This window comes from Streptomyces sp. NPDC002536 (assembly GCF_053594995.1).
Map to the genome: position 1 here is coordinate 1 of NZ_JBSFWU010000058.1, position 14,576 is coordinate 14,576.

A 14,576-nucleotide genomic window follows, 5' to 3' on the forward strand; every position below is an offset into this window, starting at 1 on the left:
GCAAGGCGAGGAGGGTGGTGACCATCAGCACGACGGCGAGCGCGGCTCCGGAGAACAGCGCGCCACGGTCGGTGGCGCCGAAGATCTTGACGGGGCGAAGGGGCGCGGGGAACTGCGCGACCAGCCACAGACACGTCGCACTTTTACACGTACGGCAAAAGTTCCGGCCGCTTCGGCGGCCGCCCGTCCCCGGAGGAGCGGCCCGACACTCGCCGCCCGATCCACGGCAGCAGGTGCTCCCGCGCAAAGCGGGCGTCCGACGCTCGCCGGGCGACCCAGCCGGCGCGGGCAGCGGGGGGAAGAGGATCCCGCCAATCGAAGGCAGGCGCGCCCCCCAGCGCCTGCCACACGGCCTCCGCCACCCGCCGGTGCCCCTCGGCGTCCAGGTGCAGCCGGTCCTCGGCCCACAGCCGGGGGTCGCCCAGCACCTCGGCCCCGAAGAGGTCCACGACCAGGGCGCCGTGCCGCTCGGCCAGCCCGTCGACGAAGTCGAAGAGCTGTTCCATCCGGGGCCGGAACCGTTCCATCACCGGCCCCTGCCGCCCCGGGCTGCGCATCAGCACCAGCTGTCGGCAGCTCGGCGCCAGCCGGGCCGCGGCCTCCTCCAGCCGGGCGCAGACCAGGTCCACGTCGCACGAGGGCCGCAGGACGTCGTTGAGCCCGCCGACCAGCGTGACCAGGTCGGCGCCCATCGCGGCGGCCGGCGCCGCCTGCTCGTCCACGATCTGGCCGATCAGCTTGCCGCGCACCGCCAGGTTCGCGTACCGGAACCCGGGGGTGCGCTCGGCCAGCCGGGCCGCGAGCAGATCGGCCCAGCCGCGGTACGAGCCGTCCGGCAGTCCGTCGGACATGCCCTCGGTGAAGGAGTCGCCGACCGCGACAAAACTGGTGTAAGTGGCATTCATCTGCATGACCCGGCGATCCTACGCCTGCGCGCGGCGGCGGATCACGGCTGCCGGCCCACCAGTTCGCGCAGTACGTCCTCCAGCGTGACCAGCCCGGTCAGCCGGTTGTCCTCGCCGATGACCGCCGCCAGGTGGGCGCCCGTGCCGCTCATCGCGGTGATCACGTCGTCGAGCGGGGTGTCGGAGCGGACCCGGGCGATCGGCCGCATCTGCTCCGGCAGGAAGGGCTCGTCGCGCGGCTCGGCGTCCAGGGCGTCCTTCACATGGAGGTAGCCGAGGATCCGGTCCTGCTCGTCGACCACCGGGAAGCGGGAGAAGCCGGTGGCCGCGGAGAGCTGCTCCAGCCCCTCGGGGGTGATGCCCTGCCGTGCCGAGACGACCTTCTCCAGTTCCATCACCACGTCCCCGACCGGGCGCTTGCCCAGCTCCAGGGCGTCCCGCAGCCGTTCGGTGGCGCGGGCGTCGAGCAGGCCCGCCTCGCTGGAGTCGGCGACGATCCGGGCGAGCTGGTCGTCCGAGAAGGTGGCCGCCACCTCGTCCTTGGGCTCGACGCGCAGCAGCTTCAGGGCGCCGTTCGCGAGCTCGTTGACGGTGAAGACCACCGGGCGCAGGGCGCGCGCGAGCGTCACCAGCGGCGGGCCGAGCAGCAGGGCGGTGCGCACGGGTTCGGCGAGGGCGACGTTCTTGGGCACCATCTCGCCGAACAGCATGTGCAGATACGTGGCGACGGCCAGCGCGATGACGAACGACACCGGGTGGATCAGCGCCTGCGGCATGCCCACCGCGTCGAAGAGGGGGTGCAGCACGGTGGCGATGGCCGGTTCGGCGACCACGCCGAGCACCAGCGTGCACAGGGTGATGCCGAGCTGTGCCGCGGCGAGCAGGGCCGAGATGTGCCGCAGCCCCCACAGCACACTGCGGGCCCGCCGGTCGCCGTCCTCGGCGAGCGGTTCGATCTGGCCGCGGCGCACCGAGATCATCGCGAACTCGGCGCCGACGAAGAAGGCGTTGACGGCCAGGGTCGCCAGCCCGATGAGCAACTGCACGAAGGTCATCGGTCCGCCTCCCCGGGCAGGGGCGCGGTCAGGCGCACCCGGGCGGCACGCCGCCCGGAGGCGTCGGTGACGTCGATGCGCCAGCCCGCGATGCGGACCACGTCGCCCTCGGCCGGGATGCGGCCGAGCTCGGTGGCGACCAGGCCCGCGACGGTCTCGTACGGGCCCTCCGGCACGCGCAGCCCGATCTCCTCCAGCTGGTCGTCGGTGCGGACGGCGCCGTCCGCGTCGTAGACCTTGCGGCCCTCCGCGTCCCGGCCGGTCATCGCCAGGTCGGGGCGCTCGGGGAGATCGTGCTCGTCGCGGACCTCGCCGACGACCTCTTCGATGATGTCCTCCATCGTCACCACGCCGGCCGTGCCGCCGTACTCGTCGATGACCACGGCCATGCTGCGCTTGGCGGAGAACCGGTCCAGCAGCCGGTCCACCGTGAGGGACTCCGGCACCAGCAGCGGCTCGCGGAGCAGCTCGGCGACGGGGTGATGCGGGCGCCGGTCGGCAGGAATCGCCAGCACGTCCTTGATGTGGGCGGTGCCGACGACGGTGTCCAGACCGCCCCGGTGGACGGGGAAGCGGGAGAGGCCGGTCGCGCGGGTGGCGTTGGCGACGTCCTCGGCGGTGGCCCGCACGTCGAGGGCGACGACCTGGACGCGCGGGGTCATCACGTTCTCCGCGGTCAGGTCGGCCAGGTTCAGGGTGCGGACGAAGAGCTCCGCGGTGTCCTTCTCCAGCGCGCCTTCCCGGGCCGAGTGGCGGGCGAGCGCGACGAGCTCCTGGGGGCCGCGCGCGGAGGCCAGCTCCTCGGCGGGCTCCAGGCCCATCCGGTGCAGGAAGCGGTTGGCGGTGTTGTTCAGGTGCCGGATCAGCGGGCGGAAGGCGGTGCTGAACGCGCGCTGCGGGCCCGCAACCTTTTTCGCCACCGGCAGCGGGCGGGCGATCGCCCAGTTCTTGGGCACGAGCTCGCCGACGACCATCAGCACCACCGTGGACACCACGGTGGCCAGGATCAGGGCCGTGGAGGAGGCCACGGCGGCGGGCAGGCCGAGGGCCTCGACGGGGCCGGTGAGCAGGGCGGCGATGGACGGCTTGGCGAGCATGCCGATGACCAGGCCGGTGACGGTGATGCCGAGCTGGGCCCCGGAGAGCTGGAAGGTCAGGCTGCGCACGGCCTCGATCGCGCTCTGCGCCCCGCGCTCGCCGTTCTCGGCGGCCCGCTCCAGCTCGGCGCGCTCGACGGTGGTGAGGGAGAACTCCGCCGCGACGAACACCGCGCAGGCGAGCGTCAGCAGCAGGGCGAGCACCAGAAGGAGCACTTCGGTCATCGGTTCACCTCCGTCCCATGATCGGGCAGGGGCGGAGGGACCGCGCGATGTCGACGGCAGGGACCGGTACTGGGGGGCTCGCCCATGGGCGGACGCTCACAACCTTTCGCCGGAACGAAGAAGAACGGGTGTCGCCATGGTAAAGGATCGGCAAAGCCCCCTGGCGGGTCAGGCCCCGGTCAGGTCCCCTGCAGCTCCTCGATCACCGGGGCGAAGGCCTCCAGGTACGGCTCCAGGATCGTGAAGTAGGAGAAGCCGTAGTGCTTGCGGTGGGCCCGGAGACTGTCGGCGATCTCCTTGACCGAGCCGGTCAGCAGGGAGGGGTGGTCCAGGAAGTCCTCGACGCCGAGTTCCTCGCGGTAGCCCATCAGCTCGCGGGCCTTGACGCGCGGGTCGCCGCCGACCGCCACGATCTGGACGAGGAAGTTGAGCTCGGTGGGCTCGGCCCGGTCGCCCTCGAAGGTCCGGAAGGCGGCGACGCTCTCCGCCAGGGCGGCGGGGGCGAGGGGCCGCGGCCGCCCGTCGGGGCCGGTGCCCCCGCCGGTGAACGCCATGATGTCGGCGTGCTGCGCGGCGATCCGCAGCACCCGCTTGCCGTTGCCCCCGGCCAGCAGCGGGACGCGCGGCTGTACGGCCGCCGGCCCGTGCTCCGGGTCGCCGAGCAGCCGGCGCACCTCGGTGAGGGTGCGCTCCAGGTGGTCGACCCGCTCGCGGGGCGAGCCGAAGGGCAGCCCGGCGCTGTCGTGCTCGGCCTGCACATAGCCCGCGCCGAGCCCCAACTCCAGCCTGCCGTCGGTGAGCAGGTCGGTCGAGGCCGCCTCGCGGGCCAGAAGCGCGGGGTTCCAGAAACCGGCGTTGAGGACGAACGTGCCCACCCGCGGCCGCTCGGTGACCTCGGCCGCGGCGACGAGCGCGGGGAACGGGGCGGGCATGCCGAGGTGGTCGGGCACGAGAACGACGTCGTAGCCGAGTGCCTCGGCCTTGCGGCACTTCTCGCGCCATGCGGCGCGGGTGCCGATGTCGAGCATGTTGACACCGAAACGGAACGGGCGCGTCATGAACTCCCCCTGAGTGCTTGGCCCTCCGGCGTACCGGAGGGCGCCTCCGATCTTGGGGGAGAATACCTCAGCGGCTCCTCGTGTCGATCATGGCCCGGTCTCAGCGCCGCAGTTCGGGCTCCGCGGGCCGCACCGCCGTGCCGAGGAAGCAGGGCGAGGACGGTGTGGGCACCCGGGTCTGCGGCACCTTCAGGCGGCGGTAACTCCCCAGTTCGAAGCCCGCCTCGGTGAGCGCCGCCAGCGGGTCGCGCGAGGTGTGGCAGCCGCCGAACAGCAGCGGCCAGACGGTGCGGTCCAGCGCCCGCTGCACGGAGGCCAGCGCCGGGCCCTCGGCCAGGCCGTGCTCGAAGAACCGTAGTTGGCCGCCCGGCCGCAGCACCCGGCGCAGCTCCGCCAGCGACCGCCGCACGTCCCGCACCGAGCACAGCACCAGGGAGACCACCGCTGCGTCGAACGCCTCGCTCTTGACCGGCAGCGCCTCCGCCGCCCCGGGAACCACGTCCACCGGCACCCCGGCCCGGACCGCCGCCTCGGCCGCCATCAGCCGCAGCCGGCGCTCCGGTTCGATCGCCACCACCTCCGAGACCGACCCGGGATAGTGGGCGAAGTTGAGCCCGTTCCCGGCACCGATCTCGATCACCCGGCCCGAGAGCCCCGCCAGCAGCTCGTCCCGGTGCGCACCGATTCCGGCCCGCTCGTCCATGATCGGGCTGAACTTTCCGTAGAACCGTGCGAAGACGGGGTGATGCACGACGTCGTGCGGCGTTCTGGTGCTGCGGAGCGGCATGGCACAACCCCTTCCCGGGGGAACGACGGCTACCGCGATTGTTCCCCCGGGCGGCACCCTCGGCACCGTCGGCGCGCCGCAATGTCCCATGCTGCCGGGGCAGTTGTGCAAGAAGGGACGGATGTGCCGGACGGTGCCGGAACCTTCAGTTCCGCAGTGCGGCGGCGAACGCGGCCGCGTCCCAGGTGCCGTGCAGCTCCGGGGTCAGCCAGCCCGGTGCCGCCGCCCGGAACTCCTCCGGGGTCAGCCCGCCCGCCCCCTCGGGGACGGCGCCGGCCAGCGGGGCGTCCGCCACCACGGGGAGGTCCGCGAGGTTGCAGTGCACGGCCGGCCCGGGCTCGGCGGGCCAGCTGCCGATGACGACGCCCGCGCAGCGCAGGCCCCTCGCCCGCAGCGCCTCCGCGGTGAGCTGGGTGACGTTCAGTGTGCCGAGGCCCGCCTGGGCCACCACCAGCACGGGCGCGTCCAGCAGTTTCGCCGCGTCCGCGAGCGTGCTGCCCGTGTCGTCGAGGTGCACCAGCAGCCCGCCCGCGCCCTCGACCAGGACCAGGTCGTGGTCCTTCGCGAGCTCCTCCGCCGCCTGCGCGATCTCCGCCGGCCGCACCGGTTCCCGGCCCGACCGGCGGGCCGCCGTGTTGGGCGCCAACGGCTCCGGGAAACGGGCCAGTTCGACGCCCGTCACCGCTCCCGCCAGCCGCTCGACCTCGGCGACGTCCCCGGGCTCGCCCGGGGCGACGCCGGTCTGCGCGGGCTTCAGCACGGCCACCGTGTTGCCCTGCGCGCGGGCTGCCGCTGCGATGGCGGCGGTGGTCACCGTCTTGCCGATTTCCGTGCCCGTCCCCGAGACGATCAGTACCGACATCGGATGTCTCCTCTCCTCAGCCCGTGCCCCGAAGGGGCGCGGGGAACTGCGCGACCAGCCACGGACGGCCCGCAGCCGAAGGACTACGCGTCACCCCTCCCGCGCGACAGCGCACACCGCGGCGCAGATGCGCGCCACATCGTCGTCACCGCTGACATACGGCGGCATCGTGTAGACCAGATCGCGGAACGGCCGCAGCCACACGCCCTCGTGCGTCGCGGCACGGGTGGCCGCCGCCATGTCCACCTGGCGGTCGAGCTGGACGACGCCGATGGCCCCGAGCACCCGGACGTCCCGGACCCCGGGCAGCCCGGCCGCCTCCGCGAGCCCGTTCTGCAGCCCGGTTTCGATGCGCTTGACCTCCGTCCGCCAGTCCTGCTGCAGCAGCAGGTCCAGGGACGCGTTGGCGACCGCCGCCGCGAGCGGGTTGCCCATGAACGTCGGGCCGTGCGCCAGCACCGGCACCTCGCCCTGCGAGATGCCGTCGGCCACCCGCGGGGTGCACAGCGTCGCCGCCATCGACAGATAGCCACCGGTCAACGCCTTGCCGACGCACATCGCATCGGGGGTGACCCCCGCGTGCTGCGCCGCGAACAGGGCGCCGGTGCGCCCGAATCCGGTGGCGATCTCGTCGAACACCAGCAGGACGTCGTGCTCGTCGCACAGTTCGCGCAGCACCTGCAGATACGCGGGGGAGTGGAAGCGCATCCCGCCCGCGCCCTGCACCACGGGCTCCACGATCACCGCGGCCAGCTCATGGGCGTGACGCTCCATCAGCTCCCGCAGGTGTGCCGTGTACGCCGGGTCGGCCCCGGCGTCGAACCCGGCAGGCGGCGCGTCCGCGAACACCTGCCGCGGCAGCGCCCCCGACCACAGCTCGTGCATCCCGCCGTCCGGGTCGCACACGGCCATCGGCTGCCAGGTGTCCCCGTGGTACCCGCCGCGCCAGGTCATCAGGCGCCGCTTGGCGGGCCGCCCGACGGAACGCCAGTACTGCAGGCACATCTTGACGGCGACCTCGACCGCCACCGAGCCGGAGTCGGAGAGGAAGACGTGCTCGAGCCCTTCGGGCGCGATCTCCACCAGCCGGGCGGCCAGCCGCACGGCGGGCTCGTGGGTGAGCCCGCCGAACATCACATGGCTCATCCGCCCCAACTGCGCCTGGACGGCCTCGTTGAGCACCGGGTGGTTGTAGCCGTGCACGGCGGCCCACCACGACGACATCCCGTCCACCAGCTCGTCCGAGCCGTGCACCGGCTGCGCCAGCCGCAGCCGTACGCCGGACGCAGACTCCACGATCAGCGGCTCCTGCCGGCCCGGCATCGGGCCGTAGGGGTGCCAGACGTGCTGCCGGTCGAGGGCCAGCAGCCGCTCGGGAGCGAGGGGCTCAGGCATTGGGCGGCAGGTCCGTCCCCGCGCCCCGGCGGCGCACGGCGACCAGGTCGGTGCGGGCCTCGTCGGGCTCGGCCTGAGCCGCGGGTGCGGCCTGCGCCTGTGCCGCCGGCTCCGCGCCGTCGTCCCCGCACGGCCCGCAGCTTCCGCCGCCGCAGCCCGCGGCGTCGGAGCGGTGGGCGGGCAGCGTGGTGGTGTCCATGTCCTCCACATCGAAGCCCGCGTCCGCGATCATCGCCAGGTCGGCCCTGCCCTCCTGGCCCTCGCTGGTCAAGTAGTCGCCCAGGAAGATCGAGTTGGCCAGGTGCAGGGCCAGCGGCTGCAGCGAGCGCAGGTGGATCTCCCGGCCGCCCGCCAGGCGCACCTCCACGTCCGGGTGCACGAACCGCACCATCGCCAGGATGCGCAGCGCGCGCTGCGGGGTGAGGTTCCACTCCTTGGCCAGCGGCGTCCCCTCGAAGGGGATGAGGAAGTTGACCGGCACGGAGTCGACGTTCAGCTCGCGCAGCGAGAAGACCACGTCGACGAGGTCCTCGTCGGTCTCGCCCATACCGGAGATCAGTCCGGAGCAGGCCGACATGCCCGCTTCCTGCGTCTTCCGTACGGTGTCGACACGGTCGGCGTAGGTGTGCGTCGTGGTGATGTCGGCGTACGTCGCCTCGGAGGTGTTGAGGTTGTTGCTGTAGGCGTACACGCCCGCGTCGCGCAGCCGCTCCGCCTGGCCCTCGGAGAGCAGGCCGAGGCAGGCGCACACCTCGACGCCCTCGTTCTGCTCCTTGATCGCCTCGATGGTCTTCGAGACCCGGTCGATGTCCCGGTCCGTCGGCCCGCGGCCGCTGGCGACCAGGCACACCCGCTTGGCGCCGCCGGCCACCCCCGCGGCCGCCGCCTTCGAGGCGTCCTCGGGCTTCAGCCAGGTGTACTTGAGGATCCCGGTCTCGGAGCCGAGCCGCTGGGAGCAGTACGAGCAGTCCTCGGGGCAGAGCCCGGACTTGAGGTTGACGAGGTAGTTGAGCTTCACCCGCCGCCCGAACCACTTCCGGCGCACCCTGCCCGCCGCCGCCACCACATCGAGCAGCTCGTCGTCGGAGGTCGCCAGTACGGCGAGGGCCTCTTCACGGGTCGGCAGCTCGCGCCGCAACCCCTTCTCCACCAGCGTGTTCAGCAGGTCCATGGCGGAGATCCTTGCTCACGCCACCCGTTCCGGCCAAGGAGAGATCGCACAAGACGGGCCGATTCACGTGTGTGTATCACCACATCCCGCGACAGGCCCCCCGGCGACTACCTTGCGGTGCAAACCCACTTCGCTACCCCCTTCGGCACCGAGGACGCACATGCACCGAGCAGACCGGGACCCGTTCGACTGGATCGACGCCCAGCACGAGCGGCTGCGGGCCGCGGGGCTGGTGCGGACCCTGCGGCCCCGGCAGGCCGGTGCGTCCCTCACCGACCTCGCGGGCAACGACTACCTGGGCCTGTCCCGGCACCCCGAGGTCACCGGGGCGGCGGCGGAGGCGGCCCGGGTGTGGGGTGCGGGCGCCACCGGCTCCCGGCTGGTGACCGGCAGCACCGGGCTGCACGCCCGGCTGGAGGAGGACCTGGCGGAGTTCTGCGGCTTCGAGGCGGCGCTGGTCTTCTCCTCCGGCTACGCCGCGAACCTGGCCGCCGTCACCGCGCTGTCCGGGCCCGTCGGCAGCGGCACGCTGCTGGTCTCCGACGAGGGCAACCACGCCTCGCTCATCGACGGCTGTCGGCTGGCGCGCGCGGAGAAGACGGTCGTCCCGCACGCCGACCCCGAGGCGGTCCGCAAGACCCTTGCCGCGCACGGCGGCCGGGCCCTCGCCGTCACGGACTCGGTCTTCTCGGTGGACGGTGACGCGGCTCCGCTGCCCGCCCTCGCGGACGTCTGCCGGGAGGCCGGCGCCGCCCTGCTCGTCGACGACGCGCACGGGCTCGGCGTCCTGGGCGAGGGCGGCCGGGGCGCGGTGCACGCGGCGGGGCTCGCGGGCGCGCCGGGCGTCGTCACCACGGTCACCCTGTCGAAGTCGCTGGGCAGCCAGGGGGGTGCGGTGCTCGGACCGGCCCGGGTCATCGCCCACCTCGTCAGTACCGCGCGCACCTTCATCTTCGACACCGGCCTCGCTCCTGCGGCGGCCGGCGCCGCGCTGGCCGCCCTCGGGGTGCTGCGCCGGGAGCCGGAGCGCGCGCACCGGGTCCGGGCCGTGGCCCGGGAGCTCCACCGGCGGGTGACGGAGGCCGGGCTCAGGGCGGTGCGGCCGGACGCGGCGGTGGTCTCGGTGCAGGCGCCGTCGCCGGAGGCGGCGGTGCAGTGGGCGGCGGACTGCCGGGAGGCCGGGCTCGCGGTCGGGTGTTTCCGGCCGCCGTCCGTGCCCGACGGCATCTCGCGGCTGCGGCTGACCGCCCGGGGGGATCTGTCGGACGCGGAGGTCGCCCGGGCGGCCGGAACGGTCGTACGGACCGCTCCGGCGGTCTGAACCCCCTTGGCAGTGCTCAGAGTTCGAAGAGAGCCCCGCCGTTCAGGCCCGAGACGAAGCGGGTCCAGGCGGCGGGGGTGAACAGCAGGGCGGGGCCCGTCGTCCGCTGCGCATCGCGCACGGCGAGGAGCCCCGGCCCGATCGTGGCGGTTTCGACGCAGTTGTTCATTCCGGTGCTGTAGCTGCTGCGGTGCCAGTCCGAAGGGTGTGAAGGGCAGCGAGTCGAAAGTGGCGCATGAGAGGGAGTGATCCGCGGCATTGCGGACATGTTGAACTCCTCACCCGCCGGCGCCGTTCCCGGCGATCCCGGCGATGAAATCCAACGAGTTCTCGTGCGAGAGGGCGTGCGCCCGGAGTGTGGTGAAGGCGGAGCCGTACGCCCGGAGGTCTTCTTTCCGCTCCAGATAGAGGCTACTCGTCAAGTGGTCCAGAACCACCACGTCCAGATCGGCAATGCGCGGGAATGAGAAGATAACGAAAGGCCCGGTGATGCCGATATGGTTGGCCCGGGCGAACGGCAGCACATGCAGGCGCACATGCGGAAGCGAACCCGTGCGCAGCAACTGCTGCAACTGCTCCGCCATGACCTCCGGTCCGCCGACCTCGTGCCGCAGCACCGCCTCGTCGAGCACCGCGCACAACTCCAGCGGTTTCTCCCCGCGCAGCACCGACTGCCGCGCCAGCCGCACCTGTACCAGCTCCGCCACGCGCTGCTCCGGGGGATCGCCGAGCGCCGCCATGGTCACGGCCCGTGCGTAGGCCGCGGTCTGCAGCAGCCCCGGCACCACCGTGGTCTCCAGGGTGCGCGCCCTGGAGGCCTCCGACTCCAGGCTGATGAAGTCGAGATAGGCCGCCGGCAGCCGGTCGCGGTAGGCGTACCACCAGCCGCGCCGGGCCCCGGCCGCATCCGTGGACCCCGCACCGCACAGCGCCCCCAGCAGCGCCCGCAGTTCGGGGTCCGAGACGCGGTAGGCGTCCAGCAGCCGGGCCACGTCCGACGGCTTCACGCCACTGCTGCCCGTCTCGATCCGGCTCACCTTCGACTGGTGCCAGCCGACCGCTCCCGCGGCCTCCCGGCTGGTCATCCCCGTCAGTTCGCGCTGACGGCGCAGCTCGGCACCGAGTTTGCGGCGGCGCACCGCGGGTCCGTATCGCATTCGGCCATCCTCCCCGCGCCCGGCCGTGGTGAGACCTTCACGCCACGGTCGACTGGGCTCTTCCTTCACATGCCGGAGTCACGGGACCAGTGTGGTTCCAAATCCGGTCTCCCGTAGCAGAGTTCACCGCTTCGAGCGACAGATATATGCATATCCCGGTGGATCGCTCCCATCCCGGCGGTTATCAGTGGCAGGCTGTCACGCAGAGCCGCCGGTTCCGTTCCCGACTTCCCTGCGCAATGCGGTCGGAGTCCGTCCCGGTGGGAAAGGGACAGCGCCATGGCAGACCACCAGGAAGCAACCGTCACTCTGCCGAGCGCCCCGGCCTCGGTCTCCACGGCCCGCCGCTATGTCGCGGACGTGCTCGCGGAATGGGGCCTCCCGGACGGCTCCGACGCCGCCTATGCGGTGCGGCTGATCGTCTCCGAACTCGTCACCAACGCCGTGCAGCACACCCGGGGCCAGTCGCCCACCTTCACGGTGGAGGTCCGGCTGGAGCGGGAGGAGCAGCTGCGCATCGGCGTCACGGACAGTCACCCGCGCCACCCCCGGCGGCTGCCCGCGGCCGTTCAGCAGGACAGCGGCCGGGGCATGGTCATCGTCCGCGCCCTCACCCTGGAGCGCGGCGGCGGGCTCTCCGTCACCCCCACCCCCGACGGGGGCAAGACGGTGTGGATCCGCCTGCCGTGGACGGATTCCGCCGCCTGAGCCGGACGACGCGTGTGATCCGTGCGTCCGGGGCGCGCCCGCGGTGCGCGCCCCGGAGTGCCGCCGTTCTCAGCCGCCGTTCTCAGTCGTCGACGCGTCCGTACCAGACGTTCCTGGTCCAGATGTGTTCGAGGCGGACCACCGAGCCGGTGTGGGGGGCGTGCAGGATCCTGCCGCCCCCGACGTAGATGCCCACGTGGTAGACGTAGCCGCCGTGGTGGAAGAAGACCAGGTCCCCGGGCTCACGGACCGAGGCGGGGATGTGCTCCGTGCGGTTGTACTGGTCCTCTGCGGTGCGCGGCAGCTGTTTGCCGGCGTGTTTGAAGGAGTAGAGGGTCAGCCCCGAGCAGTCGAAGCGGTACGGTCCCGTCGCGCCCCACTGGTAGGGGGCGCCGGCCTTGGACTCGGCGATCTGCAGAGCCCGGTCGGAGATGGTCGAGGCGTCGGCCTTGTTGACGCCGCCAGGCAGGAACATCGTGGCTCCGACTGCGGCGAGGGTCAGGGCCGATGCGGTTTTACCCCTCGACAGCCTTGAAGGACGTTTGTGCGCGCCCATGCCAAACCCTTCGTCAGCCGCCTGTGAAGGATGACCTGTCGGGTTCGGGCAGGCGAAGAATGCCCGGCCGCCTGGGCGGCTTCACCCCAAGGGACGGTCCCGCCGTCCCGTCGTGCTCGGGTCCTCCATCCCTGCCGGTGCACTCGTGTCGACCGGTCGCCCGGGCGGCGGCAGGGTTCGGCGTCCGCCCGGACCGCCCCGCCGTGGTGGCGGGGTCTTGTCGTCGGAGGGATCTTGACGCAGAGGTGACGGCCACGCCGAGCGGAAACCGTGCTATGTGAGCCTCGTCACCTCTGGGCAATTCCGGTGGACGCAGGGCGGTTTGACCATGGCGGGAATTCCGTGCTGAGACCGCCACCTGCAGCGTGATTCCGCCCGCGAGCGCGACGTGCGCGCGGTGATCGGAATGATCACCGCCGCCCGTCTACGGTTCCCTACGCCGTCGGCGGGAAATGGGGTCCTGAAGGTTTTCGCTCATCCGCTCGCCTCCGAAGGCGGCAACATCACTTTCTGTGCCCGACGTTCACCGTCCAGGACCCGCAACGCCCGCGCCAGCGTGCCCGAATGCACCTCGCGTTCGCCCCGTTCGTACATCAGGGCGAGAGCGTCCCGCAGTCCGGTGGCCGCGACCACGAGCGTCTGCGCGGCTCGTAGCCCGCCGTACGTGTGGCGCGTGCGCGATGGATTGATCCGGCCGAGGAGATCCAGTACTTCCAGATAACGGTCCACGACGTCGCCCTCGGCCCGGGTGAGCGCGGGCAGCGGCGGCAGTTCCGGCGGCCACATCCGCCTCACCTGGCCCCGGGCTGCGCGGACTGCCGGTCGCGGTTCACGACGACGTGGTCGGCCAGGCCGTAGGCCACGGCGCCAGCGGCGTCGAAGACGGTCATGCGGTCGAGGTCCCGCCGGATCCGCTCCTCGCTCCGCCCGGTGTGCCGCACCAGCATCCCCACCAGGTTGTCACGGTGGCGCTGCACCTCCTCGGCGTGGAGGGCCAGATCGGAGGGCTGTCCCCGGACGGGCTCGGGGAGTTCGGGCTCGTGGAGGACGAACCGGGCGTGCGGCAGCGCCAGCCGCAGCCCCGGGGTGCCGGCCGCGCACAGCACGGCCGCGACCGGGCCGGCCTGGCCGAGGCAGACGGTCTCGATGTCGCAGCCGATGAAGCGCATCGTGTCGTAGACGGCGCACATGGCGGGGAAGGAGCCGCCGGGCGAGTTGATGTACAGGGAGATGCTGCGCTCGGGCGCCGCGTGTTCGAGGTGCGTGAGCTGTGCGATCACGTCGTTGGCCGCCGTGTCGTCGACCGGCGTGCCGAGCATGACGATCCGCTCGGAGAGCAGCTTGGAGTAAGGGTCGAGCGTCCGCGTGCCGTCGCTCGTCCGCTCCGTGAACTCCGGCAGGACATAGCGGGCTGTCGTGGGTCGATGCATGGCATACCTCCCATGGGCCGGGCCCGGGCGGGCCCTCGCGTCTGTGAAAAATGTACAGGACGTACACCTCGTTAGAATGGGGTCATGGCCTACGAGATTCCTGTGACGCAAGCCCGAGCCGAGCTGGCGGAGCTGATCAACCGCGTTGTCTACGCCGGGGAGCGGGTGGTCGTCACGCGCCACGGGAAGCCGCTCGTCGCCCTGGTGTCCGCCGCCGACCTGGAACGGCTCGAGGAGAGCGAGCGCCTCGCGGAGGACGCCCCCGGGGCCGCCGCCGAGGAGCAGGTGATCAGCACGGTCTCCACCGTGCGCCCGCTGTCGTCCGCCGCGGGCGAACGCGGCCGCTTCGGCATCGCCGCCGAGCACCGCGACCCGGGCCGCGGCGGCCCCCGGAGCTGACCCCCGGGGCTGCCCTCCGGGAGCGTCTGCCACGGCCTGGCAAAGCGTCAGTTAACGCAGCGGAAAAGCTTGCGCCCTAATCTGCAATTCCCGGTTCCCGGGGGAAGGGCCCCAGGTCACCGCTGTGTTGAGGTGGGATACATGCAACTGACCCCGCACGAGCAGGAACGCCTGCTCCTCCACGTGGCCGCGGATGTCGCCGAGAAGCGCAGGGCACGCGGGGTGCTCCTGAACCACCCCGAAGCCGTGGCGCTCATCACGGCCCACATCCTCGAAGGCGCCCGCGACGGGCGCACGGTCGCCGAACTCATGTCCTCCGGACGCAAGGTCGTCACCCGTGACGAGGTGATGGAGGGCATACCCGAGATGATCCCCGACGTCCAGGTCGAGGCCACCTTCCCGGACGGGACGAAGCTCGTCACCGTCCACGAGCCCATCGCGTGACAGGGG

General features: G+C 72.4%; 17 protein-coding genes and 1 pseudogene. 4 read left to right on the plus strand and 14 right to left on the minus strand.

Annotation, left to right across the window (positions count from 1 at the left end; genetic code table 11):
* The 9 genes and pseudogenes from ACWD4B_RS21365 to bioB form a co-directional block, all read right to left on the minus strand.
* Positions 1 to 94, minus strand: a pseudogene (locus tag ACWD4B_RS21365) (ABC transporter permease); the annotation flags it as partial.
* A gap of 49 nt (positions 95 to 143) precedes the next feature.
* Complete coding sequence (locus ACWD4B_RS21370; protein ID WP_451422209.1) at positions 144 to 911, minus strand: SGNH/GDSL hydrolase family protein; 768 nt, start codon at positions 909 to 911, stop codon at positions 144 to 146.
* Positions 912 to 946: 35 nt separating this feature from the next.
* Positions 947 to 1,960 (minus strand): hemolysin family protein, encoded by a 1,014-nt coding sequence (locus tag ACWD4B_RS21375; protein WP_451422210.1) that lies wholly within the window; start codon positions 1,958 to 1,960, stop codon positions 947 to 949.
* Positions 1,957 to 3,282 carry a hemolysin family protein gene (locus ACWD4B_RS21380; protein WP_451422211.1) on the minus strand — a complete coding sequence of 442 codons (1,326 nt, stop codon included), beginning with the start codon at positions 3,280 to 3,282 and terminating at the stop codon, positions 1,957 to 1,959. The genes ACWD4B_RS21375 and ACWD4B_RS21380 overlap by 4 nt, the downstream gene beginning before the upstream one ends.
* 179 nt (positions 3,283 to 3,461) lie before the next feature.
* Complete coding sequence (locus tag ACWD4B_RS21385; RefSeq protein ID WP_451422212.1) at positions 3,462 to 4,340, minus strand: LLM class F420-dependent oxidoreductase; 879 nt, start codon at positions 4,338 to 4,340, stop codon at positions 3,462 to 3,464.
* A 100-nt stretch (positions 4,341 to 4,440) separates the two neighbouring features.
* Positions 4,441 to 5,127, minus strand: a complete 687-nt coding sequence (locus tag ACWD4B_RS21390; RefSeq protein ID WP_451422213.1) for a class I SAM-dependent methyltransferase — start codon at positions 5,125 to 5,127, stop codon at positions 4,441 to 4,443.
* A gap of 145 nt (positions 5,128 to 5,272) precedes the next feature.
* Positions 5,273 to 6,064, minus strand: a complete 792-nt coding sequence (bioD, locus tag ACWD4B_RS21395) for a dethiobiotin synthase (protein WP_451422253.1) — start codon at positions 6,062 to 6,064, stop codon at positions 5,273 to 5,275.
* Between the two features lie 15 nt (positions 6,065 to 6,079).
* The gene (locus tag ACWD4B_RS21400) at positions 6,080 to 7,384 is read right to left on the minus strand and encodes an adenosylmethionine--8-amino-7-oxononanoate transaminase (protein WP_451422214.1); all 1,305 of its coding nucleotides are present in this window, start codon (positions 7,382 to 7,384) and stop codon (positions 6,080 to 6,082) included.
* Positions 7,377 to 8,555, minus strand: coding sequence for a biotin synthase BioB (gene bioB, locus ACWD4B_RS21405; RefSeq protein WP_451422215.1), 1,179 nt, complete (start codon positions 8,553 to 8,555; stop codon positions 7,377 to 7,379). Before bioB ends, ACWD4B_RS21400 begins: the two co-directional genes overlap by 8 nt.
* 160 nt (positions 8,556 to 8,715) lie before the next feature.
* On the opposite strand from bioB, the gene ACWD4B_RS21410 reads away from it, so the two are divergent.
* Entirely contained in the window at positions 8,716 to 9,876 is a 1,161-nt protein-coding gene (locus ACWD4B_RS21410; RefSeq protein ID WP_451422216.1) for an 8-amino-7-oxononanoate synthase, read from the plus strand.
* Between the two features lie 16 nt (positions 9,877 to 9,892).
* Here ACWD4B_RS21410 and ACWD4B_RS21415 read toward each other — a convergent pair whose 3' ends face one another.
* Both ACWD4B_RS21415 and ACWD4B_RS21420 read right to left on the minus strand, forming a co-directional pair.
* Positions 9,893 to 10,144: a DUF397 domain-containing protein gene (locus ACWD4B_RS21415; RefSeq protein ID WP_451422217.1), complete on the minus strand. Its 252-nt coding sequence runs from the start codon at positions 10,142 to 10,144 to the stop codon at positions 9,893 to 9,895.
* A gap of 10 nt (positions 10,145 to 10,154) precedes the next feature.
* Positions 10,155 to 11,033 carry a helix-turn-helix domain-containing protein gene (locus ACWD4B_RS21420; RefSeq protein ID WP_451422218.1) on the minus strand — a complete coding sequence of 293 codons (879 nt, stop codon included), beginning with the start codon at positions 11,031 to 11,033 and terminating at the stop codon, positions 10,155 to 10,157.
* Positions 11,034 to 11,312: 279 nt separating this feature from the next.
* On the opposite strand from ACWD4B_RS21420, the gene ACWD4B_RS21425 reads away from it, so the two are divergent.
* A complete protein-coding gene (locus ACWD4B_RS21425) occupies positions 11,313 to 11,741 on the plus strand; it encodes an ATP-binding protein (RefSeq protein ID WP_451422219.1) in 429 nt (142 codons plus the stop codon).
* An 82-nt stretch (positions 11,742 to 11,823) separates the two neighbouring features.
* On the opposite strand, the gene ACWD4B_RS21430 is transcribed toward ACWD4B_RS21425, so the two are convergent.
* The 3 genes from ACWD4B_RS21430 to ACWD4B_RS21440 all read right to left on the minus strand — a co-directional run bounded on the left by ACWD4B_RS21430 (position 11,824) and on the right by ACWD4B_RS21440 (position 13,727).
* The gene (locus ACWD4B_RS21430; protein ID WP_336413639.1) at positions 11,824 to 12,297 is read right to left on the minus strand and encodes a C40 family peptidase; all 474 of its coding nucleotides are present in this window, start codon (positions 12,295 to 12,297) and stop codon (positions 11,824 to 11,826) included.
* Between the two features lie 474 nt (positions 12,298 to 12,771).
* The gene (locus ACWD4B_RS21435; RefSeq protein ID WP_451422220.1) at positions 12,772 to 13,083 is read right to left on the minus strand and encodes a hypothetical protein; all 312 of its coding nucleotides are present in this window, start codon (positions 13,081 to 13,083) and stop codon (positions 12,772 to 12,774) included.
* A 5-nt stretch (positions 13,084 to 13,088) separates the two neighbouring features.
* Complete coding sequence (locus ACWD4B_RS21440; protein WP_451422221.1) at positions 13,089 to 13,727, minus strand: ClpP family protease; 639 nt, start codon at positions 13,725 to 13,727, stop codon at positions 13,089 to 13,091.
* 84 nt (positions 13,728 to 13,811) lie between these two features.
* On the opposite strand from ACWD4B_RS21440, the gene ACWD4B_RS21445 reads away from it, so the two are divergent.
* Together ACWD4B_RS21445 and ACWD4B_RS21450 are read left to right on the plus strand one after the other, a co-directional pair.
* The gene (locus ACWD4B_RS21445; protein ID WP_451422222.1) at positions 13,812 to 14,126 is read left to right on the plus strand and encodes a type II toxin-antitoxin system Phd/YefM family antitoxin; all 315 of its coding nucleotides are present in this window, start codon (positions 13,812 to 13,814) and stop codon (positions 14,124 to 14,126) included.
* A gap of 141 nt (positions 14,127 to 14,267) precedes the next feature.
* Complete coding sequence (locus tag ACWD4B_RS21450) at positions 14,268 to 14,570, plus strand: urease subunit gamma (protein WP_451422223.1); 303 nt, start codon at positions 14,268 to 14,270, stop codon at positions 14,568 to 14,570.
* Positions 14,571 to 14,576: the final 6 nt, after the last annotated feature.

What these genes read in the sequence shown, in the direction of transcription:
- ACWD4B_RS21370 (WP_451422209.1), bottom strand. Translation starts at nt 911, where the DNA reads ATGCAGATGAATGCCACTTACACCAGTTTTGTCGCGGTCGGCGACTCC.
- ACWD4B_RS21375 (WP_451422210.1), bottom strand. Translation starts at nt 1,960, where the DNA reads ATGACCTTCGTGCAGTTGCTCATCGGGCTGGCGACCCTGGCCGTCAAC.
- ACWD4B_RS21380 (WP_451422211.1), bottom strand. Translation starts at nt 3,282, where the DNA reads ATGACCGAAGTGCTCCTTCTGGTGCTCGCCCTGCTGCTGACGCTCGCC.
- ACWD4B_RS21385 (WP_451422212.1), bottom strand. Translation starts at nt 4,340, where the DNA reads ATGACGCGCCCGTTCCGTTTCGGTGTCAACATGCTCGACATCGGCACC.
- ACWD4B_RS21390 (WP_451422213.1), bottom strand. Translation starts at nt 5,127, where the DNA reads ATGCCGCTCCGCAGCACCAGAACGCCGCACGACGTCGTGCATCACCCC.
- ACWD4B_RS21400 (WP_451422214.1), bottom strand. Translation starts at nt 7,384, where the DNA reads ATGCCTGAGCCCCTCGCTCCCGAGCGGCTGCTGGCCCTCGACCGGCAG.
- bioB (WP_451422215.1), bottom strand. Translation starts at nt 8,555, where the DNA reads ATGGACCTGCTGAACACGCTGGTGGAGAAGGGGTTGCGGCGCGAGCTG.
- ACWD4B_RS21410 (WP_451422216.1), top strand. Translation starts at nt 8,716, where the DNA reads ATGCACCGAGCAGACCGGGACCCGTTCGACTGGATCGACGCCCAGCAC.
- ACWD4B_RS21415 (WP_451422217.1), bottom strand. Translation starts at nt 10,144, where the DNA reads ATGTCCGCAATGCCGCGGATCACTCCCTCTCATGCGCCACTTTCGACT.
- ACWD4B_RS21420 (WP_451422218.1), bottom strand. Translation starts at nt 11,033, where the DNA reads ATGCGATACGGACCCGCGGTGCGCCGCCGCAAACTCGGTGCCGAGCTG.
- ACWD4B_RS21425 (WP_451422219.1), top strand. Translation starts at nt 11,313, where the DNA reads ATGGCAGACCACCAGGAAGCAACCGTCACTCTGCCGAGCGCCCCGGCC.
- ACWD4B_RS21430 (WP_336413639.1), bottom strand. Translation starts at nt 12,297, where the DNA reads ATGGGCGCGCACAAACGTCCTTCAAGGCTGTCGAGGGGTAAAACCGCA.
- ACWD4B_RS21435 (WP_451422220.1), bottom strand. Translation starts at nt 13,083, where the DNA reads ATGTGGCCGCCGGAACTGCCGCCGCTGCCCGCGCTCACCCGGGCCGAG.
- ACWD4B_RS21440 (WP_451422221.1), bottom strand. Translation starts at nt 13,727, where the DNA reads ATGCATCGACCCACGACAGCCCGCTATGTCCTGCCGGAGTTCACGGAG.
- ACWD4B_RS21445 (WP_451422222.1), top strand. Translation starts at nt 13,812, where the DNA reads ATGGCCTACGAGATTCCTGTGACGCAAGCCCGAGCCGAGCTGGCGGAG.
- ACWD4B_RS21450 (WP_451422223.1), top strand. Translation starts at nt 14,268, where the DNA reads ATGCAACTGACCCCGCACGAGCAGGAACGCCTGCTCCTCCACGTGGCC.